This is a genomic window from Micromonospora sp. WMMD1082 (genome assembly GCF_029626175.1).
Taxonomy (GTDB): domain Bacteria; phylum Actinomycetota; class Actinomycetes; order Mycobacteriales; family Micromonosporaceae; genus Micromonospora.
Window position 1 is genome coordinate 2271271 of sequence record NZ_JARUBM010000002.1, and the last position, 21551, is coordinate 2292821.

Below are 21551 nucleotides of genomic sequence, written 5' to 3' on the forward strand. Positions count from 1 at the left end.
ACGTGGACGTTACCCCGGTCGCCGACGGCGGTCAGCGCGCGGCGTCGATCACCCTCGACGGCATCGGCAAGCGTTACCCGGACGGCACCGAGGCGGTCCACGACCTCAGCCTGCACGTCGACGCGGGCGAGTTGGTCGTGCTCATCGGCCCCTCGGGCTGCGGCAAGTCGACCGTACTGCGGATGATCAACCGCCTGATCGAGCCGACCGCCGGCCGGATCATGCTCGGCGACTCCGACGTCACCCGGGTCGACCCGGTGAAACTGCGCCGGCAGATCGGCTACGTCATCCAGAACGTCGGGCTCTTCCCGCACCAGACGGTGGCCGCCAACGTCGCCACGGTGCCCCGGCTGCTCGGCTGGCCCGCCGGCCGCGTCCGACCCCGGGTCGCCGAACTGCTGGAACTGGTCGGTCTCGATCCGGCGCAGTTCGGCCGGCGCTACCCACACGAGCTCTCCGGCGGGCAGCGACAGCGGGTCGGGGTGGCCCGGGCGCTCGCGGCCGACCCGGTGGTGCTGCTGATGGACGAGCCGTTCTCCGCCGTCGACCCGATCGTGCGGACCCGGCTCCAGGAGGAGTTCCTGCGGTTGCAGGCCGAGGTGCGCAAGACCATCGTCCTGGTCACCCACGACCTGGACGAGGCCGTCCGGCTCGGCGACCGGATCGCGGTGCTCTCCGAGGGTGGCCGGCTGGAGCAGTACGACACCCCGGCGGCGCTGCTCGGTGCCCCCACCACCCCGTTCGTCCGCGAGTTCGTCGGTGCCGACCGGGGCATCCGCCGGCTGGCGGTCACCCCGGTCACCCGGGAGGTGCTCGATCCGCTGCCGGTCGACGGCGCGGCGGAACTGCCGGCGGTGCCGCTGGGCGGCTCGGCGTACGACGCGCTGGCCGTGCTGCTCACGTCGACCCGTGGCCACGCCGTGGTCACCGAGGACGGGCGGCCGGTCGGGGTGCTCAGCCGGGAGCGCATCCTGGCACTGGCGGAGCCGACCGGCTGAAGCCGTCGGGCCGTGGCCGGACGGCCGGTACGGGCGGCCGGGTCCGCCATGCGGGCGGACCCGGCCGGAGCCACGTAGGGGGTGGGCGGTCGCGCTGAAGGCTGGGGCCGGCCGGTCGCCGGGCCGGCCGCGCCGTCAGCGCCGTCCCCGGTAGCCGCCCAGCGTGGCGATTCCGATGATCCAACCGGTGAAGAGGCCGTACTCCGCGCCGTCACCGGCGGCCTGGAAGGCGCCCACCAGCGACGGGTTGGTCCGGATCAGGGTGGTGAGCAGGGCCGCGAAGGCACCCGCGAAGACATACGCCGCCCAGCCGGCGAAGAACTGGCTGAGGGTGCCGCGCGCACGGGCGAGTTGGGAGCCCGGGAGCAGATAGAGGAACACGAGGGTCAGGACGACCACGAGAATCGCCTTCAGGTCGTCGGCGAAGATCTCCTGGATCGAGTCGGAGGAGTCGAATCGCCAGGCCGGCCAGGCGAGCAGCCTCAGGAACCACCCGCCTGCGCTGTCCGGGTCGGTGTTCTCCCTGACCCAGTCGACGTACCAGGGACTGCCGAAGACCAGGACGAGGATGAGCGCGGCAAGGGTGCCGGCGCCCGGTGCGGACTTGTATCGATTGGTGAGAGCCATGGCCCGCTAGTTCCCAGCGGATCGACGTGGGCAAACGCGAGGCGCGATTTATGGTGTTACGCCGGACCTGGCCGCTCGGTGCCGGGCACCGCCACCACCTTCACGAGGGCCGGTCAGTGCTTCATCAGGTAGTCGATGAAGGCGGCGCGCAACAGCGGTGCGGACTCCTCGTAGCCGTGACCGGTCATCTCCCGCCAGAGGGCGGCCGCCTCGTCGATCGTCGGCCCTACCGAGTTCGGCGCCCCGTCCAGCGCTGCGGCCTCGTCGGCGTTCGGCAGGTGCCGCAGCACGGACCAGAAGAACCCGACGTCACGGCGCTCCCGGGCCAGCGCGAACGCCTGCTCACGCAGTTCCTCGGTGGAGAGGGCGTCCAGTTCCTCGAACGACCGGCCGCCGGAGATCGATGATGTGTCGGTCATGCGCAGAGCCTAACCGCCGAGATCACTCTCGGCGCGCCGACGCTCGGCCGGCCGCGCCACGCGGCGCCGTCCGACCGGCGAGAAGTGCCCGACCGGTCACCGGTCGTCGGACTCCCAACTGCGCGGGCCGCTCTCCCACTGCCGGGACCCCCACGGGTCGGCGGTGCTCACGATGGGTTGGGCCGGCAGGACGGGCGGCCAGTCGCCGACCGGCTCCGGCCGGGACACGCTCCACCCGCCGCCGGTCGTGGCGTCCATCGGCGGCGCCGGTGGCACGGGCAGCGCCCCAGGTGCCGACACCGGCCGCCCGTACGTCTCGACCAGGCGGGTCACCACGAGCCCGACGGCCAGCACCGCGGCACCGACCGCCCACCGGCTGACGGTCCAGCCGCGCGCCTGCGCGTACGCGAGGAACAACCCGATCGCGCCGGCCGTCAGCAGCGTGCCGAACACGCCACCCCGCAGCCCGAACGCGCTGGTACCGGCGAGCAGTGCGGCGCCCACCGCCAGCACCGTCCAGTCCAGCCCCACCGCCGGCGCCACCGCGCCGTCCGTCGAGGCGATCAGCACGCCGGCGAACACCGCCAGCACGGTGGAGCAGACGTACCCACCGGTGGTCACGACGGCGGCCCACGCACCCCGCCGGCGGGCCGGGTCGGCGACCGGCCGGAACCGACCGACCACCCGGCGGATCGGGCTGACCGCCCCGAACAGCCCGCCGAACACGGCGAGCGCGGCGAAGCCGACGAAGATCTGCCCGGCCGTGCCGAGCGGATCGTAATTCCCCTGCACCAGCACGGGCGCCGACCGCTGCTCGACATAGATGATGACGCCGGCCGCGCCACCGAGGCTGGCCGCCCAGCCCGGCACGTGCAGCAGCACCACGACCAGTCCCAGCAGCAGTCCACCGACCGCGGCCACCGCGGCGGCCGTACCGACGCTGACGAGCACGCCCCGGTCGCTCTGTTCGGCGAAGTGCAGGCCGGCCGCGACCGCCACCGGCCCGATCGCGAGATTGACCGCGGCCGTCCGCAGGCTCAGCCCGGCGGCCAGGGCCAGCAGGCCGACGCCGACCACGTCGACGATGAGGCCGCGCAGGCCGCTGCCCCGCAGCACTGCCGGATCCTCCTGCCACACCAGGTAGACCAGTGCACCGAAACCGAGCAGCAGCAGCGTCTCCCAGACGATGTAGACGCCGAAACGGTCCCGGCCCGGCTCGGTGTCGGGGTCGTCGAGGACGGCCTCCGCACCGGTCGCGGGAACGGCCGAGGTGGGCTCCGGCTCTCCGCTGCGGCCCGGTTCGTCGTACCCCATGATTTCTGCCTCCCAGCGGCCGCCCGGACTCCACCGACGCGCGGGCGGGCCGGCGGCGGGGCGTTGCCTTGCGGTCGCAGGCACCGTACCCGCGCTCCGGAGCCGGGCGGAACCCCCCGGCCAGGGCGGGTGTCGAAGTCCCGGCCTATCGCCGGCCCGGGTGGTTCTCCCAGTCGTCCGGCTCGTGCTCGTCGTCGGGCTGGTCCGGCACCCGGCAGGACCGCTCAAGCCAGAGCGCGGCAGCCACCAGGGCGGCCGACGCCAGCAGGCCGGCGACGGCCGCCGGGCGGTCGTCGGCGGCCGCCCGCGTCGACTGCACGAACAGCCAGCCCGTCAGCCCCGCGTACGCGCCGGTGAAGATCGCGCCGACCAGCGCGGACGCCTTGGCCAGCACGACGAACCGGGCAACCATCAGCGGGTTGACCGGATCACGGCCCGGTCGGCGCTCGATCCGGCCCCGGGTGTTGATCGCGGCGTACGCCTCCAGCACGGCGAGTCCGGCGAGGGTGACCACCGGTAGCCACGGCAGCGGCGGCAGTCGGTCGTAGTAGAAGCTGCTGATCAGCAGCCAGGCGACCGCGGCGGCGGCGAGGGCGGCCACCACCAGGGTCGAGATGCGGGTCGGACCCATCCGCGACCCGTCGGGCGGTGGCGACACGCTCATGCCGGGCTCACTCCGCTGGGTTCGCTCATGCCGTCGACTCTAACGTCAGATCAGGTCGGGGGCTCAGTTCCGGCACCTCGGCGGCAGCCGGGCCGGCGGTGAGCAGGTCGGTCAACCAACCGTGTCCGGGCAGCTGACCGTAGGGTTGGATGTCGATCCACGGCCGGAGCACGAAGGCCCGCAGGTGTGCCCGGGGATGCGGCAGGATCAGCTCGGGATCGTCGCTGAACACCGGACGGCCGTCGTCGGTCCACACCGCGACGACGTCGACGTCGAGCGTGCGGGGGCCGAAGCGCCGCCGCGGGTCGCGGACGCGGCCGGCGCGTCCCTCCGCCGCCCGGGCCCGCGCCAACCAGTCGGACGGCCCGGCGGCCGGATCCGCGGCCAGCAGCACGGCGTTCAGGTACGCCGGCTGCGCGGTGTCGCCCCACGGTGGGGTCTCGTAGACGCCGGAGACCACCAGGACGCTGTCGCCCAGCGCGTCCAGGGCGGTACGCAGGTGGCCGAGCCGGTCGCCGAGGTTGCTGCCGAGGGAGAGCACGGCACGCGTCATCGGGTACGCGTCCGGCGCATCGTCACGGCCACGTCGGTGAAGGCGTGCGGTACCGGCGCCTCGGGCTTGTGCACCGTGACCGTCGCGCCGGAGACCCGCGGATCGGCTAGGCAGACCTCGATCAGCCGGTCGGCGAGGGTTTCGATCAGGTTGACCGGCTCGCCGGTGACCACCGCGACCAGGCGTTCGGCCAGCTCCCCGTAGTGCACGGTGTCGGTCACGTCGTCGGACCGGGCGGCCGGGCCGAGATCGAGTTCCAGTACCGCGTCGACGACGAACTCCTGCCCACTGGCGCGTTCGAAGTCGTACACACCGTGCCGGCCGTGCGCCCGCAGACCGGTCAGTTCGATCCGGTCGCTCACGCCGGCACTGAGTCGATGATTCACTCGCTCACGCTCTCATGCCGGCACCGGGGCGAGGCGGGGACGGCCGGTGGCCTGCCAGACGGCGAGCGCGTCGACGGTGGCGCGCACGTCGTGCACCCGAACCCCCCAGGCACCGGCGGCGACCGCGAGCAGGCTGGTGGCGACGGTGGCCGTCGCCCGCCCGTCGGTGGGACGCGGCGTGCCGTCGGGGCCGGCCAGCAACTGGCCCAGATACGACTTGCGGCTCGCACCGAACAGCAGGGGGTGGCCAAGGTCGAGCAGTTCGGGCAGCCGGGCGCTGAGCTGCCAGTTGTGCGCGGCCGTCTTGGCGAAGCCGAGACCCGGGTCGATGACGATGCGGTCCGGGGCCACTCCGGCGGCGAGCGCCGCGTCCACCCGTTGGCCGAGTTCGGCACGTACGTCGGCGACCACGTCGCCGTAGCGCGCCAGCTCGCTCATCCGGCGGGAGTGGCCACGCCAGTGCATCAGGACCCAGGGACAGCCGGCGTCGCGGACCACCCGGGCCATGTCCGGGTCGGCGAGCCCGCCGGAGACGTCGTTGACGACGCTCGCCCCGGCGTCGAGGGCGGCAGTGGCGACCCGGGCGCGGGTGGTGTCGATGCTGACCGGAACGCCGGCGGCGGCTAGTTCCCGGATGACCGGTACCACGCGAGCGGCCTCGGTCGCCGCGTCGACCCGGTCGGCGCCGGGTCGCGTCGACTCGCCGCCGACATCCACCAACCCCGCCCCATCCGCGCGCAGCCGGACGCCGTGTGCGACAGCGGCGTCGACGTCGGCGTAGCGTCCGCCGTCGGAGAAAGAGTCGGGCGTGACGTTCAGGACGCCCATCACCACCGGGGCCGCGGCCCGCACCAGATCGGTCACGAGTAGGACGGTACCGGTCCCGCCGACCCCGCCAGGCGCCCCGGCCTGGGCACGAACCCCTCGTCAACAGCTCAGTGACATGGGAATTGGAACAGGTGTACGATCGGTCGTCCGGGTCGGATCGGGCAGTATCTTCGCGGCTTGTCGCAAAGAGGGGCGGCCCGTACGCTGTGGAATTGCCCAGCATCGAGTATGGCGACGCTTAGAGGAGGGCCGAAGCGGGACAATCCGCCCAAGAATCGCCACCTTCCGTGGCGAGCGACGTACGCAGGGTCTCGGGCGCTGCGCACCGTGAGCACCGATCCCGCAAGGCTTGCCTACTGCACCACCGCGGCGCCGCCGGCCGCGACTTGGGGAGGTTTCAGTGATCGCCATCGAGCTGATGGAAACGGCGTCCGCCAACGCCGCCCACCTGCTCTCCACCCTGGCGTCGTCGATCCCAATCGCCGCCGAGGAGCCGAAGGGGATCAACACCGAGGGCGTCGTCACCTTCTTCGCCAGCAAGATCGCTCCGATCCTGCTCGCCGTGCTGGGCGTCATCTTCATCGGCCGCGCCAGCCGGGGCGAGATTTCCAAGGTGCTGACCAGCTCCGCCATCGCGATCGTCGGTTTGGCCTTCATCGCCGGAGCCGCCACCCTCTTCTTCATCGGCGACTTCCTGATCAACCTGATCTTCGAATAGGCGCGGGCACGACATGCGGCTGCGCACCGACGACGACATCTACCGGGCCCGCCTGGTCTATCTCGGGCCGCCCGGCTACACCCTTCCGGTCCACCTGCCGTACGCCCAGTACGGGCTGTTCATCCTGCTCGTTCCCCTCTACATGTTCATCCACTGGCTGTTCACCTTGCAGGTCGAACTCTTCCCCGCCTGGGAGATCGCCATCGCCATCGTGACCACCTCGTTCGTCTTCCGGTACGTCGACCCGGACCGTCCAGCGCGCATGGTGATCCGTACCGCGCTGACCGACTGGCGACGCACCCGGGAGCCGGCCGCCGAGCAGCGCGACCCGCGCCTGGTCGGCAGCAGGATCAGGATCCGGGAGGAACTGGCATGACCGGCTGCACGCCGTACGGGCCGAACGAGGACACAGGCAGGGCGATCGCATGAGCCGCTCCTCCACGCCGGGTTCCCCGGCCGGGCGCCCGGCCGCGCCGCAAGGTAACCGTGCGCGTTCGTTCGACTACCCACAAACCGAGGAACTCGACGACACCACCCTGGACCCGGCGCTCGCCGCCACTCCGGGTCACGGCAGCGTCGGCGTCTTCCAGGCTCCCCGCCCGCAGCAGCGCCGGGCGGTCGCGGCCGAATCCGCGCCGGTCAGCCGCGACGGCGCCGACATCGACTCGCCGTTTCTCGACCTGTTCGGTGGCGCGTACCCGAGGCCCGGTCCCGCCCAGCGTGGCAACGGGCTCCCGGCACGGGCCCTACCGCAGCAGGCGAGCCCCGCGCCAGCACCCGCCGCCGCACCGGCGCCCCACCGGCCCGCGCCACCTCCGGTGCCCGCGGCGCGCCCGGCACCCCCAACGCCCCCGGTGCCCGCGCCACCGCCGGACTCCACACCGGCCACGCCATCGGCCCGGATGGTCGACGACGCCGCGACGGCCACGGGCCTGCCAGCGGCCGCCTCCCGGACGGCTCCGCCACCCGGTGACCGGCTGCCGAGCGCCCGGCCAGCCGCCGACGATCGCCCCGCCCGCGACGGGGCGCATGCCGCCGACGCCGCGACGCGGCCGTCGCGGCGGGCCGCCGCACCGGCCACCCGCCCCGCCCCCCGGCAGCGCTCGGTGGACCACCGCGACCGGCCGGTCAAGCCGGTCCGGGTCCGCCCACCGAAGATCAAGTTCGGCGACCGGGATCCCGCGGTCGAACTCGCCATCACCGAGATCGCCGGGCACCTGACCTTCACCCCCAACACGGTCACCGCCTGGTACTGGCTGCCCGAGGTGCGCTGGGCCTTCCGACCGGACGCGGAACGTGAGGCCCTGCTCTCGGCCATCTCCGAGCAGTACGCCGGCCTCGCCGGCTTCCGGCTGCACCTGCGCCGCACCACCCGGCCCTTCCCGGCCGACGAATGGGCCCGCACCATCGACGCGAACACCGCCGCGCCACTGCCCGATGTCCCCGGCACGCCCGGCTGGGCCGAGCATCTGGTGGCCGCTCAGCGGCACCTGCTGTCGGTCAACCACGCCGAGGGCCAGACCTATCTCGGGGTCACCTTCGCCCGCCGTTCGCTCGGCGACTCGCTCACCGAACGGCTGCTGCGCACCTTCGGGCGGGGAGTCGCCGAGGGCGAGCGACGCAAGCTGGGCCGCACCGTCGAACAGTTCGACGAGGTGCTGGGCGCGTTCGGCATGCGCGGGCGACGGGTCACCGCGCAGGAGCTGGAATGGCTGCTCTACCGGTCGGTGGCGCTCTGCATGGCACCGCCCGGCGCGCTCTCACCCATCACCGAGGGGCGTTGGGAGCGCGGCGATCTGCTCGCCCTCACCGAGCAGGTCGAGCGCTACCGCACGCCGTACGGATCGACGGTGAAGCTGGTCAACCGGATGACCGGCGAGGAGCGGCACGTGGCGGTGCTCGCCGTGGGCCGGATGGAGCCGCTGGAGATCCCCGAGCGGCACGAGCCCTGGCTGCACTTCCACGAGCGGCTGCCGTGGCCGATGGAGCTCTCCACCCGGGTCGACGTCCTGGGCTCCGGCGATTCCTTCCGCAACCTCGAACACCGGCTACGAATGATCCGGTCGCAGCAGCTCGACTATGCCGAGCACGGCATCGACGCCCCACCGGAGTTGGAGCGGCTGGCCAAGCGGGCGCTGGTGATCGGCGACGAGATGACCACCGGGCTGCCGGTCGACTCCGCCCGCGCCCACGGCTGGCACCGGATCGCCGTCGGCGGGCGCACCCGGGAGGAGTGCCTGGAACGGGCCCGCCGGTTGATCCAGCTCTACTCCCGCGAGCTGCGCGTCTCGCTGCAACATCCGAAGAACCAGGACTGGCTGGCCCGCGAGTTCATCCCGGGCGAGCCGATCGCCAACACCGGATACGTCCGGCGGATGCCGGTCAACCTGCTCGCGGCGGCGCTGCCGCAGGCCGCCTCCACGGTCGGCGACCGGCGCGGCGACCTGATCGGGCGTACCGCCGGCACCTGCCGCCGGCCGGTCTTCCTCGACCTGCACTTCCCGATGGAGGTGCGCGAACGCTCCGGCCTCGCGGTCTTCGTGGCCGAGCCGGGCGGCGGCAAGTCCACGCTGCTCGGCGCACTGGGCTACCTGGCCGCCCGCCGGGGCGTGCAGGTGACCCTGCTGGACCCCTCCGGCCCACTGGCCCGGCTCTGCGCGATGCCGGAGCTGCGACCGTACGCGCGCGTGTTGAACCTGACCGGCTCCGAACACGGCACGCTGGCACCGTACTCGCTGATCCCGACCCCGTTGCGCAGCGAGTTCGGCGCCGGCGCCGCCGGCGACCGGGAGTTCGAGATCGCGGTCTCCAACGCCCGGGCCGAGCGGCGGATGCTGGTGCAGGACATCTGCATGATGCTGGTGCCGCCGCAGGTCGCCCGCGAGGCCTCCACCGCCACCCTCTTCCGGCACGCCGTACGCCAGGTACCCGCCGAGGAGAACTCCACCCTGGACGACGTGGTCACCTGCCTCGGCCAGCTCGACGACGACGCTGGACGGGAACTGGCCAACCTGCTGTTGGACACCGCCGAGATGCCGCTCGCGATGCTCTTCTTCGGTCGCCCCCCGGAGGGGCTGCTCGGGCCGGACGCGGCGCTCACCGTGATCACCATGGCCGGTCTACGACTGCCCGACCTCAAGATCGAACGCGAGTACTGGTCGGCCGAAGAGGCACTCGCCCTGCCGATGCTGCACACCGCACACCGACTGGCGGTACGCCGCTGCTACGGCGGATCGATGTCGTCGCGCAAGCTGGTCGGCCTGGACGAGGCGCACTTCATGGAGGGGTGGCGCTCCGGCCGCTCGTTTCTCGTCAGACTCGCCCGGGACTCCCGCAAGTGGAACCTCGCCGCGCTGGTCGCCTCACAGAACCCCCGTGACATCCTCGGCCTCGACGTGCAGAACCTCGTCTCCACCGTCTTCGTCGGCCGGATCGCCGAGGATGCGGAGATCGCCTCCGAGGCGCTGCGACTGCTGCGCGTGCCGGTCGACGACGGCTACGAAGCCACCCTCGCCTCGCTCTCGACCGCCGACGCGACCTCCGCCGACCGGCTCGGCTTCCGGGAGTTCGTGATGCGCGACGTGGACGGTCGAGTGCAGAAGGTACGCGTCGACGTTTCCTACGTGGACGGACTGCTGGACTACCTTGACACCACCCCCGCCGCCATCGCCGCCGCTGCCGGGGTGCTGCCGACCGTGCTGCCTGACATGGAGGCGTGACTATGGCGAGGGCCCGGGCACGGATCACGGCGCTCCTCCTGGCGCTCGGCGTCCTCGCCGCAGCCACGATCAGCTGGCCCGGGCTCACGGCCACACCGGCGCACGCGGCTCCGGTCGCGTACCAGGCCGCCGCCGACCTGTGCACGACGCAGGAGTGGCAGGCAGACTTCCGCGCCTGCGTCACCAGACTGCAGCAGGTGGCGCAATCAGAGGCGACGTGCCGCAATCCCCCAACGCCGACCGCGCCGGACTCCGGCGTGGCCGGCTGGTTCGCGTCCCGGCCCGAGGCCTCCAAGCTGCCCGGCCCGAAGGGCTACTACAGCGACTACGGCTACGCCGGCTACAGCTACAGCACCTACGACGTCGAAACCGGCTGTGCGACCGGGCTGTTACACCCGGACTACAAGTTCACCAACACCCTCGCCAACGGCGAGTTCATGATGGCGACCGCGATCATCGGCGCCTCGAACGCGCTGCGCGAGCGCGCCTGGGAGCCGGGCACGATGTGGGGCTGGGCGGATCCTCTGGTGGACCAGGCCACCAAGGCGATCTACCAGAAGGTGTTCAGCGTCTTCGGCATCGTCACGCTCTGCGTCGTCGGGCTCTACCTGCTCTGGCGCTCGCGCCAGTCCGACATGAGCACCGCGATGACCACGGCGGGGTGGGCGCTGGTGGTGATGGTGGCGGTCACCGCGCTGGCCGCCTGGCCGGTCAAGTCGGCCAACCTCGCCGACGGCGCCCTCGTCTCCACGCTCGGCGTCGTGCACGACGCCGTCGGGCCGGCGGCAAGGGACGTCCCGCCCGGCCGGTGCGCGATGCCCAACCCGGACGCCTGCACGGACAAGCGCCCTCCCGCGGTCCGGGCCAGCGACACCGCGGCCGAGGCGATGCTCTACCGGAACTGGCTGCGCGGCGTGCTCGGCTCGGCGGACAGCGAGACCGCCAAGAAATACGGCGCGGCGCTCTACGACGCCAAGTCGCTCTCCTGGGAGGAGGCGGAGAAGATCCGGGCCAACCCGCAGACCCGCGAGGCCACCCTCAACGCCAAGCAACAACAGTGGATGACGGTCGCCGAGCAGATCAAGCAGGAGGATCCGGAGGCGTACGAGTACCTGAAGGGCATCCGGGACATGGACCGCGTGGGCGCCGGATTCATCGCGGTGCTCGCCGCCCTGCTCTTCGCGATGTTCGACCTGACCGCCTCGCTGCTGGTGCTGCTGGGCTTCCTGATCTTCCGCTGGGCGGTGATCGCGGCGCCGATCCTGGGCACCATCGGCCTGCTCCGCCCGGCCAGCGCCGGCCTACGGCGGCTGGGCAACGCGGTGGTGGCGGCGCTGTTCAACATCGCGATCTTCGGTACCGGTGCCGCCATCTACCTCTTCGCGGTCGACCTCATCATGAGCACACCCACCCTGCCCGGCTGGCTGCAGGTGGTGCTGGTCTGGCTCTGCGGGGTGGTGGGCTGGCTGCTGCTGCGCCCCTATCGGCGGATCACGCAGCTCGGCGGCAAGGACAGCAGCGAGGCGGTCAGCTCGGCGGGTTCCTGGCACCGGCGGTTCTTCCGGGACATGCGCACGGCCGCCCGGCTCGATGTCGCCGAGCCCGGCGGCACCGCCGAGCCCAGCGTGGGACGGCGCCGGGCGGCGGCACCGGAGCAGCCGAAGGTGCGTCCGGAGGCTCGCCCGGACCCGGTCCCCAGCGGCGCACCCGCCGCCGCGAAGCGGCCGGATGGCCGCGAGGCCGGCGGCGCCGGCGACCAGGCCCCGGAGAAACGCCCCGAGGGCCGGCCCGTCGCGCCCCGGCCCCGTCGCCGGCAGCCCGCCTCCTGGACCGAGCCGGACGTGCCGGACGAGAACCCGTCCTTCGTGATTTACCGCCCGGGTTCGGCGCAGCGCACACCCGAGAAGCCCGCGCCCCGGATCCGCTCCGAGGCCCAGTGAGTGCCGTGCGGCGGGCGGTCGAGTTCCTGGTCACCCGGTTGCTGCGGTCCCGGCTGGGCGTCGCCCTCGGCATCGCGGTGCTGGTGCTCGGCGTGGTCGGCGCGGCCCGGCTGGTGGCCGGCCCGGCCGACCCGACGGCGGGGTTGAGCAACCGCCCGGCCGACCCGATCACCACCGTGCATCCGACCACCGGGGACGACGGCGCGATCTCGACGACCACCACACCGTCGCCGGTGACCCAGCCGGGCGAACCGGCCCCCGCTCGGGTCGCCGAACGCTTCGTCGCCGCCTGGCTCGGTCTTCCGGGACAGTCGGCGGAGGACTGGCACGAGACTCTGCGTCCCCTCTCGACCCCCGCCCTCACCGAGAAGCTCGCCGGTGCCGGGCCGGCCGGCGTACCGGCCGGCGAGGTGACGGAGGACGTGACCCTCCGCCCGCGCGGCGAGACGTTCGTGGAGGCGCTGGTCCCGTTCGACACCGGGCAGCTCCGGCTCGAACTGGTGGCGCCGGACGGTCGGTGGTTGGTGGACGCCGTGGACTGGGAGCGGCGGTGAGCGAGGAGAGCCGACCGCGTCGCCGACCGGTCCGGGTCGGCGCCCTCGCGGCCGCGCTCACCGCGGCGCTGGCGCTGCTCTGCTGTACCGGCGGCGCCGGTGCCTTCTTCCTCACCGAGCTGGGCGGTGACGGCGCCGAGCAGCTGACCCCGACCAGTCTGGAGTGCACCGGCGACTTCGAGGTCGACGTCACCGCCAGGATGCCGCGCATCGCCCAGTACGGGGAGCGCCAGCTGCGCAACGCCGCCGTGATCATCAAGGTCGGCCAGGAGATGAAGGTGCCGCCGCGGGGCTGGGTGATCGCCGTGGCGACCGCGATGCAGGAGTCGCGCCTGCTGAACCTGGCCAACCGCACGGTCGGGGAGTCGCAGGAGATCCCCAACGAGGGCATCGGGGCCGACCACGACTCGGTCGGGCTCTTCCAGCAACGAGCCTCCTGGGGCACCGTCGCGCAGCGGATGAACCCCGAGTACGCGTCCCGCAAGTTCTACGAGAAGCTCGTCGACGTGCCCGACTGGCAGAAGCTACCGCTGACCGTGGCCGCCCAACGGGTCCAGATCAGTGCCTTTCCGGACGCGTACGCCAAGCACGAGGAGCTCGCCTCCCGCATCGTCGACGCGCTGGCCGGCGGTGCGGCCCGGACGGTGCTGATCGCGGGGCGAGAGGTGTGCGACGCCGCCGCGGCGGGCGAGATCGCCGCCTCCGGTTGGACCGCCCCGATTCCGGGCGGAGTCGGCTCCGGCTTCCGGACCGCCAGTCGCCCCGGGCACAACGGCGTGGACATCGCCGCACCGAAGGGCACCTTGATCAGAGTCGCGGCGACCGGCCGGGTGTTGGTCTCCCGCTGCGACCCCGACTGGAGGGGGCGGCTCAGCTGCGATGTGGATGGCTGGCCGGGCAAGGGTGGTTGCGGGTGGTTCGTCGACGTGCTGCACGCCCAGGGCGTCATCACCCGCTACTGTCACCTGGTGAGCCGTCCCCGGGTCGCCGTGGGCGACACCGTACAGGCTGGTGAGGTGATCGGCGAGGTGGGCAGCAGCGGTAACTCCTCCGGGCCGCACCTGCACTTCGAGGTGCACGTCGACGGCGACCGCAGCAGCAGGGGCGCCATCGACCCGGTGCCGTTCATGCGGTCCAAGGGCGCGCCGTTGAAGGGCGCCGGGTGAACCCTCCACCGTCATGACCGGACCCCTTCCCGACCCGTTCGCCGATCAGCCCGACTGGGCGCCGCAGCCACCCCGACCGATCGACGTCGTCCCCGCTGTCGAACGCGTCGAGCTGCGCGGGCAACGGGTGCTGGTCGGGCTGCCCGGGCTGGGTTGGCGGGCCGACCTGCGGGCCGACGAGCGGGTGGTGCAGAACAGCCGCACCTACGTCCCGGTCATTCCCGAACACGAGTGGTACCGCGCCGAGTCCGACCAGGTGGAGGTGTTCGCGCCGCTGGTGCCGGTCGAGCGGGTTTGGGTCGAGACGGTGGGCCGGCCGGGCACGCCGACGACGGAGGGCGGCCTGCGTCTCGTCTCGCTGGACGCTCCCGCGCACCGGCCACCGACCCCGGTCTTCGAGGCGGATTCGGTCACCGGGCGGCGGGTCGTGCACATGGTCGGCGCCGTCGAGCACCGCGACCTGCGCGCCGTCACCGAGGCATACTCGGGCACCGATGGCGACATCTGCGTACGGGTCACGCCCGAGGTCGAGTGGTATCGCTGGGCCTGGCGCGGTCAGTCACCGACCACCCTGGAGGTCCCCGTCCACATGCTCTGGGTGGAGTGAGGCTAGCCGGCCGTCGCGGAACAGACCCGCCAGTCCTCGTCCAACCGCGTGGTGAACATCCACGACTGCCGGTCACTCTGCCTGATGCCATCCACCTGAGCCGCAAAGGTGAGGTCGACCCGCACCTGGGCGTTGTCGCCGTCCCGATCCACCTGAAGACTTCCCCAACTGACCGACATCCTGGTGCCGAACCGTTCCTCGCGGTCCGCCAGATCGTTCCTGAGCAGTCGAAGCTGGTCCAGATCGGTACCGCCCCCGCAGGTAAAGAGGTCCGCCCGGACGTCGTTTCGATCCACCAGGAAGGCACGCAGGTAGTTGTCCACCACCACGTCGGGAGCGCTGCGGTCGGGGGCGGTGGCGCGGTCGTAGACGAGATAGCCGACCACCCCGCCGCCCAGGCAGAGCGCCGCGACAACCCCGGCAACCACCGTCAGCACCGTACGCAGCCGCCGTCGGGGCCGCTGGGGTGCTGGCGCTACCGCGGGCGGCGCCAGTTCCTCCGGCGGGGTCCGTTGCGCCGGTACGCGGGAAACCTGGGAACCGGCGGGGGGCGGCACTGATTCCACCCCCTGAGGCTATCGGCTGGACGCCGTGGACCCAATGCCCCAAATTCAGCAGATCGTGACGGAACATGGCCGGTAGGTGAGATCCACGACAACACCGGCGCAGCACCGCCGCGCATCCCGGAGGTCGAGCCCGCGCTGGGATACCGTCGTCTCTGCCCGGCGAGTGGGTGCCGACCTCGGGCGGAGGGGGTGGACACGGTGGGCGGTCCGAAGGCAAGGGCACTCCGCGCCGCCGCGTTGCACCGCCGGGCCGCCGCGACGGTCGCGGCGGCGACGACGATCCTCGACGAGACCCGGCCCGCCCCCGCGGACCAGCGCCGCCAGTACGCGCTGGCCGAGCGGTTGCGTGCCGCGGCCGCCGTCCTCGCCCCCGGTTGGGCCGGATCCACGCTGGACACCGCCGAGCCGGCCACCCCCGCCGGGGAGGGTCCACCGCCCTTCGTCCGGGTCGGCATCGCCGCGCCGCTGGATGACGCGCGCTTTCCCGCGCTGGTCCCGTTGCTCGGCACCGGTCACCTCGTGGTGGACACCGACGCGCGCGACCCACGGGTGGCCGGGCTGCTCCGGGCCGTACTGCTGCGGTTGTTGGCGGCGACACCGGCGGGAGCGCTGCTGGTACGCGCGGTGGACGCGACGGGCGCGGCGCTGGCGCCGTTCACGGCGCTCGGCGACGCCGGGGTGCTGTCCCCGCCGGCCACGGACGCCGCCGGTCTGCGGGCGGTGCTGACCGAGGCGGAGCGGTGGGTCGCACCGGGATCGTCGGGTTCGCGCCGGCACGACCGTTCGCTGCTGCTCGTGGTGGCCGCGCTCCCCGAGCGGACCGGACCGAGCGACCTGGCCCGGATCGAGGCGCTCGCCGAGCAGGGGCCGGCCGCCGGCCTGCACCTCGTGGTCGCCGGCTGGCCGCCGACGGGCCGGGGCCCACTGCCCGGGGCCACGACGGTGGCGATGCGCACCGCGTACGCGCTGCTGGGCGACCCGCCCGGAGCAGCATTCAGCGACACCGACGGCGGGTTGAACTCGCCGGTGTTCGTCGACCCGGATCCGCCGGCCCAGTTGGTCGAGATCGTCTGCCACCGGCTCGCCGCCCAGATCGAGGCCGGCAGCCGCTTGTCCCTGTCCGGCCTGCTACCGCCGCCGGAGGACGATCTCTGGCAGGCGGACGGGACGGACGGGCTGAGCACCACGGTCGGCGACGCCGGTGGCCGGCCGGTTCCGCTCGGCTTCACCGAGCTGACCCCGCACTGGCTGGTCAGCGGCCGTTCCCGGGCCTGCCGGTCGACGTTCCTGACCACGGCGTTGCTCGGTCTCGCCGCCCGGTACGGCCCGGACGAGCTGTCGCTGTACCTGGTGGATCTCGGCCGCGGCGAGTCCTTCGCGGAGTTCCTCCAGACCGAGCGGGACCGGTCCTGGATCCCGCAGGTCCGGGCCGCCGCGATGGCCGCCGACCGGGAGTACGTGCTGGATCTGTTGGACCAGCTAACGGCCGAGGTCCGCCGGCGCACGGAGGCGTCCGCCCGCGCCGGTGGGCAGCGCTTCGCGGAGCTGCGACGGCATCGACCGCTGCCCCGGGTCGTCTGTGTGGTGGAGAACCTGCCGGTGCTCTTCGCCGAACGGGATCGGCTGGCCGCCGAGGCGGCCAGCCGATTGGACGCGCTGACCAGGACCGGCCGGGCGTACGGCGTCCATCTGGTGCTGGCCGGCGAGGGTGACCTGTGCCTGAGTGCCCGCTCCGACGGTGGGTTGCGGGATTCGCTGCTCGGTCAGTTCCCGGTGCGGGTCGCGCTGCCCGGCGGCGGGCCGGTGCTGGAGCCCACCAACGACTCCGCGGCCGGCCTGCCGGTGGGCAGCGCGGTGGTGAACACCGCCGGTGGTCTCGGCGGCCCTCGGGGAGCCATCCGGGGGCACGAGCGGATGGTCCGGTTCCCCGATCCGCAGGACGAGCCGGACGCGGTGGCCGGGTTGCGCCACCGGCTGTGGGCGGCCCAGGCGGAGGGTGCCACCCCGCCGGTGGTCTTCGCCGGGTACGCGCGCCCGTTGCTGGGCAACGATCCCCGCTACCGGGCGGCCCTCGCCGGGCGGGCGATGACCCCGGCGGCGCTGCTCGGGCGGGCGGTGGACGTCGCGCGAAGCACGGTGGCGGTGCCGTTCGGCCCGGCTGCGGGACGCAACCTCGCCGTCCTCGGTCCGCGACCGGACGCCTGCCAGCTGTTGGCGATGGCTACCCGCAGCACGGCGGTGCATCACCCGCCCGGTACGGCGCGGTTCGTGGTTGCCGCACCGGACGCCGAGACGCGGCCGCTGGCCGACGCTCTCGTGGCGGAGCTGGCCGCGCGACATCCGGCCGAGACGGTGGACCTGGCCGGGCTGCTCGCCGTGGCGGACGCCGGGGAGCCGACCTACCTGGTGGTCTTCGGGCTGGACGTGGCGCCGCCCGAGCAGCTGCCGCCGTCGCGGCTGCGGACACTGCTGCGCGACGGGCCGCCGGCCGGGCAGCACGTGCTCGGCTGGTGGCGCACGGTGCCGTCGTTCGCGGCGTTGGTGGAGCCGGACGAGACGGTCGACAAGCTGACCGCCGTGGCGGTGGCGGGAGTGCCGGGCGCCCAGCTCACGCCGGTGTTCGGCCGGCCGGTGGAGTGGCGGCCCCGACCCGACCGGGTGGTGCTGTGGGACGGACCGGGAGAGCGCGGCGTGGTGCTGGTGCCGTACGACGTGCCGGATGGCGAGGAGGGGGAGCCGGAATGACGCTCGATCACTCACCGGCCACGATCGCCGGTCCGGGCCGGCAGCGGACGGGCGGCGGCACACCGCAGGATCCGATGCCGGCCGCCTGGGCCGACTACCTGGCTGCCGCGCGCCAGCTCGACGGGGTGCGCCGTGGCGCGGCGACCGCCGCGAGCGAGCAGGCCCGGGCGGTCCAGGCCGCCCGGGAGGAGTTGGCCGGGGTACGCACGCGGCTGGCGCCGCAGCAGGCCCGGCTGCGTGAGCTGGGCGTACCACCGATCTCGCTGGTGCCGACGCCGCCGGAGCTGACCGAGGCGACCCGGTCGATGGCCGGTGGTCCGGCGGCGGTGCTGTCGGCACTGCGGGATGCCCAGCGGTGGGCCCACGGCGGGGACGACACGCTCGCCGCCCGCGGCCTGTCCCGGGTGGCGCACTGGCCGTCCCGCCCCCGCAACCTGCTGGTGTACGGGCCGCTGGGCCTGCTCGTGCCGCTGTTCCTGGTGGTGGTGTACGCCCTGGCCGGCACCGGCGCGGTGACCGCCGGGGCGCTGGTGGTGGGGCTGCCCGCGCCGGCGGTCGCGTTCGGCGTGGGTTGGCTCGCGGTGGGCCGGTTCTTCCCCACCCGGCCGGGGGGAGCGGTGGACCGTACGCCCCGGTTCGGCGCACTGGTCTGTCTGCTCCCCGCGGTGGTGGCCACCGCGGGGATCGTCCTGACGATGCTGGCTGCCTGAGAACCGGCCGGTCAGCGGGGGATGATCAGGGCCATCGCCTCGGCCCGCGACTTGGCGTCCCGCTGCAGGGTGCCGCGCACCGCCGAGGTGATGGTCTTGGCACCGGCCTTCTGAATCCCCCGCATCGCCATGCACATGTGTTCGCATTCGAGGACGACGACCACGCCGCGCGGGTCCAGTCGTTCCATCAGCAGGTCGGCGATCTGGGAGGTGAGCCGCTCCTGCACCTGCGGGCGGCGGGCGAAGACCTCGACGAGCCGGGCCAGCTTGGACAGACCCGTGATCCGCCCGTCCGGTCCGGGGATGTAGCCGATGTGGGCACTCCCCCTGAACGGCAGGAGGTGGTGTTCGCAGAGGCTCATCACGTCGATGTCCCGGACCAGCACCAGTTCCTCGTGGTTGGCCTCGAAGGTGGTGGTGAGCACCGTGGCCGGGTCGACGCGCAGGCCGGCGAAGAGTTCCGCGTACGCCCGGGCCACCCGGGCCGGGGTCTGCTGGAGGCCGTCGCGCTCCGGATCCTCCCCGACCGCGATCAGGATCTCGCGGACGGCCTTCTCGATCCGGCCGAGGTCCATGGCGTCCTCGACCGGGCGACCGGTGAGCCGGCCGTTGACCAGTCGGGCGGCGATGTAGTCGAGGCCATCGGTGTCGGGCTCGGTGGCGGAGGCGGCCAGTTCCCGCGGTGGGAAGCTGGCCGCCGTGTCGTCGGTGCTCAGTGCGGGCCGTCCGAGTTGTTCGAGCTGCCACCACCGACCGTCGCCTGCGCGCCGTCGGCCTCGGCCTGGACCTTGAGCGACTCCTTCTCCGCCGGCGTGAGCACGGGCGGCTCGGTGGAGGGCTGCCGCTTGCCGAAGCCGTTGTACGGGGCCATCGGCGGCCGCTTGACCACCCGGGCGCAGATCCGGGCCATGTCCGAGGTGGAGAGGGTTTCCTTCTCCATCAGCTCGAGCACGATGTTGTCCAGGACGTCCCGGTACTCGACCAGGATCTCCCAGGCCTCGTCGTGGGCCAGTTCGATCAGCGCCCGCATCTCGCCGTCGATCTCGGCGGCGACCACGTCGGAGTAGTCCCGCTCGTGGCCCATGTTGCGGCCGAGGAACGGTTCGTCGCCGCTGGTGCCGTACTTGATCGCGCCGAGCTTGGAGCTCATCCCGTACTGCGTGATCATCGCGCGGGCCAGCTGGGTGGCCTTCTCGATGTCGTTGCCGGCGCCGGTGGTGGGCTCGTGGAAGACCAGCTCCTCGGCCGCCCGGCCACCCAGCGCGTACGCCAGGGTGTCGACCATCTCGGCGCGGGTCTGGGTGTACTTGTCTTCCGTGGGCAGCACCAGGGTGTGGCCGAGGGAGCGGCCACGGGACAGGATCGTCACCTTGTGCACCGGCGCGGCGTGCGGCAGCGCCCAGGCGACCAGCGCGTGCCCACCCTCGTGATACGCGGTGATCTTCTTTTCCTGGTCGCTCATCACCCGGGTACGCCGCTGCGGGCCGGCGATCACGCGGTCGATCGATTCCTCGAGCGAGTCGTTGGAGATCGCCCGCTGGTCCTTGCGGGCGGTCAGCAGTGCCGCCTCGTTGATCACGTTGGCCAGGTCGGCACCGCTGAAGCCCGGCGTCCGCTTCGCCACCGAGTCGAGATCGACATCGGGCGTGAACGGCTTGCCCTTGGCGTGCACCCGGAGGATGGCCTTACGGCCCTCCATGTCGGGGGCGTCGACCGGGATCTGCCGGTCGAACCGGCCCGGGCGCAGCAGCGCCGGGTCGAGGATGTCCGGCCGGTTCGTGGCGGCGATCAGGATGACGCCGCCCTTGACGTCGAAGCCGTCCATCTCGACGAGCAGCTGGTTGAGGGTCTGCTCGCGTTCGTCGTGGCCGCCACCCATGCCGGCGCCACGGTGCCGGCCGACCGCGTCGATCTCGTCGACGAAGACGATCGCCGGTGCGTTCGCCTTGGCCTGCTCGAACAGGTCACGCACCCGGCTGGCGCCGACGCCGACGAACATCTCCACGAAGTCGGAACCGGAGATCGAGTAGAAGGGCACCCCGGCCTCGCCGGCCACGGCCCGGGCGAGCAGCGTCTTACCGGTGCCGGGTGGGCCGAAGAGGAGAACGCCCTTCGGGATCTTGGCACCGAGCGCCTGGTACTTCGCCGGGTTCTGCAGGAAGTCCTTGATCTCGTGCAGTTCCTCGACGGCCTCCTCGGACCCGGCGACGTCCGCGAACGTCGTCTTCGGCGTGTCCTTGGTGATCATCTTCGCCTTGGACTTGCCGAAGTTGAGCACCCGGGAGCCGCCGCCCTGCATCTGCGACATGAAGAACAGCAGCAGGAGCACGAGCAGCACGATGGGAAGCAGGTTGACCAGCAGGCTGACCCAGATGCTGTCGGACGACACCTCGGTGTCGGCCGGCCCGGTGACCCGGTTGTTGGCCTTGGCGTCGAGGATCTGGTTCCAGACCTCGTTGCCGACCTCGTAGGGGAACTGGGCCTCGATCAGCTTGGTGGTGGTCTCGCCGAACTCGGTCTCCTCGGCGAGGTTGAGCTGGATCGTCTGTTCCTTGTCCTGGAAGACGACCTCCTCGATGCCGCCCTTGTTGAGCTGGTCAAGCGCGACGGACGTGTCCACCCGGTGGTAGCTGGGTCCACCGGTGAACAACTGACTGAGCACGACGGCGCCGAGGATGACCAGGATGACCCAGAACACCGGTCGGCGGAAGAAACGCGTACGTTCCATGCTGTATGTCGAGCGCCGAGACGCCCGCATCCTCCTGATCGACGTCCTGACCGACTGTGGGTGTCGCCGCCGGGGCGGCTGCCGGAGCCGCCGTGCGGGCCGGCCTCGACCCCGGGGCGCGGGTTGCCGCGCCACGGTCATTCGACGGTACACCGTGCGGGACGGATGTGAGCTGGCGAGCCCAGCACTTACGCGTACGGCGAACCGGGTGTCAGCCGGCGTGGCCCGGAGCGGACCTCCGCACCACCGGGATCCACGGTAGTCCGATCAGCTGAAAGTCGGCTGAACGTCGGTCGGGCGCGCCGGTGT

At 72.6% G+C, this 21551-nt stretch carries 20 protein-coding genes; 10 read left to right on the forward strand and 10 right to left on the reverse strand.

The window, feature by feature from the left end; all coding sequences use genetic code 11:
• Positions 1 to 2: 2 nt before the first annotated feature.
• A complete protein-coding gene (locus O7615_RS10690) occupies positions 3 to 998 on the forward strand; it encodes an ABC transporter ATP-binding protein (RefSeq protein ID WP_278177266.1) in 996 nt (331 codons plus the stop codon).
• A 135-nt stretch (positions 999 to 1133) separates the two neighbouring features.
• Here the strand turns inward: O7615_RS10690 and O7615_RS10695 are convergent, their stop codons facing one another.
• The 7 genes from O7615_RS10695 to folP form a co-directional block, all read right to left on the reverse strand.
• Positions 1134 to 1625, reverse strand: a complete 492-nt coding sequence (locus tag O7615_RS10695; RefSeq protein ID WP_278177268.1) for a hypothetical protein — start codon at positions 1623 to 1625, stop codon at positions 1134 to 1136.
• A 113-nt stretch (positions 1626 to 1738) separates the two neighbouring features.
• Positions 1739 to 2044 (reverse strand): hypothetical protein, encoded by a 306-nt coding sequence (locus O7615_RS10700; protein WP_278177269.1) that lies wholly within the window; start codon positions 2042 to 2044, stop codon positions 1739 to 1741.
• Between the two features lie 96 nt (positions 2045 to 2140).
• Positions 2141 to 3358, reverse strand: coding sequence for an ABC transporter permease (locus O7615_RS10705; protein ID WP_278177270.1), 1218 nt, complete (start codon positions 3356 to 3358; stop codon positions 2141 to 2143).
• Between the two features lie 145 nt (positions 3359 to 3503).
• Positions 3504 to 3989, reverse strand: a complete 486-nt coding sequence (locus tag O7615_RS10710) for a DUF3180 domain-containing protein (RefSeq protein ID WP_278182057.1) — start codon at positions 3987 to 3989, stop codon at positions 3504 to 3506.
• A 58-nt stretch (positions 3990 to 4047) separates the two neighbouring features.
• Positions 4048 to 4575 carry a 2-amino-4-hydroxy-6-hydroxymethyldihydropteridine diphosphokinase gene (gene folK, locus O7615_RS10715; RefSeq protein ID WP_278177271.1) on the reverse strand — a complete coding sequence of 176 codons (528 nt, stop codon included), beginning with the start codon at positions 4573 to 4575 and terminating at the stop codon, positions 4048 to 4050.
• Positions 4572 to 4937, reverse strand: coding sequence for a dihydroneopterin aldolase (gene folB / locus O7615_RS10720; RefSeq protein WP_278177272.1), 366 nt, complete (start codon positions 4935 to 4937; stop codon positions 4572 to 4574). Before folB ends, folK begins: the two co-directional genes overlap by 4 nt.
• A 36-nt stretch (positions 4938 to 4973) precedes the next feature.
• Positions 4974 to 5825 carry a dihydropteroate synthase gene (gene folP, locus O7615_RS10725; RefSeq protein WP_278177273.1) on the reverse strand — a complete coding sequence of 284 codons (852 nt, stop codon included), beginning with the start codon at positions 5823 to 5825 and terminating at the stop codon, positions 4974 to 4976.
• 364 nt (positions 5826 to 6189) lie between these two features.
• Here folP and O7615_RS10730 point away from each other — a divergent pair, with 364 nt between their 5' ends.
• Genes O7615_RS10730 through O7615_RS10760 form a run of 7 tightly spaced genes read left to right on the forward strand, consistent with a single transcriptional unit; the run spans position 6190 to position 14493 of the window.
• The gene (locus O7615_RS10730; RefSeq protein ID WP_278177274.1) at positions 6190 to 6507 is read left to right on the forward strand and encodes a hypothetical protein; all 318 of its coding nucleotides are present in this window, start codon (positions 6190 to 6192) and stop codon (positions 6505 to 6507) included.
• Between the two features lie 13 nt (positions 6508 to 6520).
• Complete coding sequence (locus tag O7615_RS10735; RefSeq protein ID WP_278177275.1) at positions 6521 to 6883, forward strand: hypothetical protein; 363 nt, start codon at positions 6521 to 6523, stop codon at positions 6881 to 6883.
• Between the two features lie 49 nt (positions 6884 to 6932).
• Positions 6933 to 10226 carry an ATP-binding protein gene (locus O7615_RS10740; protein ID WP_278177276.1) on the forward strand — a complete coding sequence of 1098 codons (3294 nt, stop codon included), beginning with the start codon at positions 6933 to 6935 and terminating at the stop codon, positions 10224 to 10226.
• Between the two features lie 2 nt (positions 10227 to 10228).
• Positions 10229 to 12166 (forward strand): MFS transporter, encoded by a 1938-nt coding sequence (locus O7615_RS10745; protein WP_278182058.1) that lies wholly within the window; start codon positions 10229 to 10231, stop codon positions 12164 to 12166.
• Positions 12163 to 12720 (forward strand): hypothetical protein, encoded by a 558-nt coding sequence (locus tag O7615_RS10750; protein ID WP_278177278.1) that lies wholly within the window; start codon positions 12163 to 12165, stop codon positions 12718 to 12720. Before O7615_RS10745 ends, O7615_RS10750 begins: the two co-directional genes overlap by 4 nt.
• A complete protein-coding gene (locus O7615_RS10755; protein WP_278177280.1) occupies positions 12717 to 13886 on the forward strand; it encodes a M23 family metallopeptidase in 1170 nt (389 codons plus the stop codon). The genes O7615_RS10750 and O7615_RS10755 overlap by 4 nt, the downstream gene beginning before the upstream one ends.
• 13 nt (positions 13887 to 13899) lie before the next feature.
• Entirely contained in the window at positions 13900 to 14493 is a 594-nt protein-coding gene (locus O7615_RS10760) for a hypothetical protein (protein ID WP_278177282.1), read from the forward strand.
• A 2-nt stretch (positions 14494 to 14495) separates the two neighbouring features.
• On the opposite strand, the gene O7615_RS10765 is transcribed toward O7615_RS10760, so the two are convergent.
• The gene (locus O7615_RS10765) at positions 14496 to 15050 is read right to left on the reverse strand and encodes a hypothetical protein (protein WP_278182059.1); all 555 of its coding nucleotides are present in this window, start codon (positions 15048 to 15050) and stop codon (positions 14496 to 14498) included.
• Positions 15051 to 15248: 198 nt separating this feature from the next.
• On the opposite strand from O7615_RS10765, the gene O7615_RS10770 reads away from it, so the two are divergent.
• Together O7615_RS10770 and O7615_RS10775 are read left to right on the forward strand one after the other, a co-directional pair.
• Positions 15249 to 17804, forward strand: coding sequence for an FtsK/SpoIIIE domain-containing protein (locus O7615_RS10770; RefSeq protein ID WP_278177283.1), 2556 nt, complete (start codon positions 15249 to 15251; stop codon positions 17802 to 17804).
• Entirely contained in the window at positions 17801 to 18514 is a 714-nt protein-coding gene (locus O7615_RS10775; RefSeq protein ID WP_278177285.1) for a hypothetical protein, read from the forward strand. Before O7615_RS10770 ends, O7615_RS10775 begins: the two co-directional genes overlap by 4 nt.
• Positions 18515 to 18525: 11 nt before the next feature.
• On the opposite strand, the gene folE is transcribed toward O7615_RS10775, so the two are convergent.
• Positions 18526 to 19188, reverse strand: a complete 663-nt coding sequence (folE, locus tag O7615_RS10780; protein ID WP_278182060.1) for a GTP cyclohydrolase I FolE — start codon at positions 19186 to 19188, stop codon at positions 18526 to 18528.
• 38 nt (positions 19189 to 19226) lie between these two features.
• The gene (gene ftsH, locus O7615_RS10785; protein WP_278177286.1) at positions 19227 to 21242 is read right to left on the reverse strand and encodes an ATP-dependent zinc metalloprotease FtsH; all 2016 of its coding nucleotides are present in this window, start codon (positions 21240 to 21242) and stop codon (positions 19227 to 19229) included.
• Positions 21243 to 21551: the final 309 nt, after the last annotated feature.

Bases quoted from the DNA above. Each gene is read 5' to 3' on its own strand.
- O7615_RS10710 (WP_278182057.1), bottom strand. From the start codon at position 3,989: ATGGGTCCGACCCGCATCTCGACCCTGGTGGTGGCCGCCCTCGCCGCC.
- O7615_RS10705 (WP_278177270.1), bottom strand. From the start codon at position 3,358: ATGGGGTACGACGAACCGGGCCGCAGCGGAGAGCCGGAGCCCACCTCG.
- O7615_RS10700 (WP_278177269.1), bottom strand. From the start codon at position 2,044: ATGACCGACACATCATCGATCTCCGGCGGCCGGTCGTTCGAGGAACTG.
- O7615_RS10695 (WP_278177268.1), bottom strand. From the start codon at position 1,625: ATGGCTCTCACCAATCGATACAAGTCCGCACCGGGCGCCGGCACCCTT.
- O7615_RS10735 (WP_278177275.1), top strand. From the start codon at position 6,521: ATGCGGCTGCGCACCGACGACGACATCTACCGGGCCCGCCTGGTCTAT.
- O7615_RS10760 (WP_278177282.1), top strand. From the start codon at position 13,900: ATGACCGGACCCCTTCCCGACCCGTTCGCCGATCAGCCCGACTGGGCG.
- O7615_RS10775 (WP_278177285.1), top strand. From the start codon at position 17,801: ATGACGCTCGATCACTCACCGGCCACGATCGCCGGTCCGGGCCGGCAG.
- O7615_RS10745 (WP_278182058.1), top strand. From the start codon at position 10,229: ATGGCGAGGGCCCGGGCACGGATCACGGCGCTCCTCCTGGCGCTCGGC.
- folK (WP_278177271.1), bottom strand. From the start codon at position 4,575: ATGACGCGTGCCGTGCTCTCCCTCGGCAGCAACCTCGGCGACCGGCTC.
- O7615_RS10740 (WP_278177276.1), top strand. From the start codon at position 6,933: ATGAGCCGCTCCTCCACGCCGGGTTCCCCGGCCGGGCGCCCGGCCGCG.
- ftsH (WP_278177286.1), bottom strand. From the start codon at position 21,242: ATGGAACGTACGCGTTTCTTCCGCCGACCGGTGTTCTGGGTCATCCTG.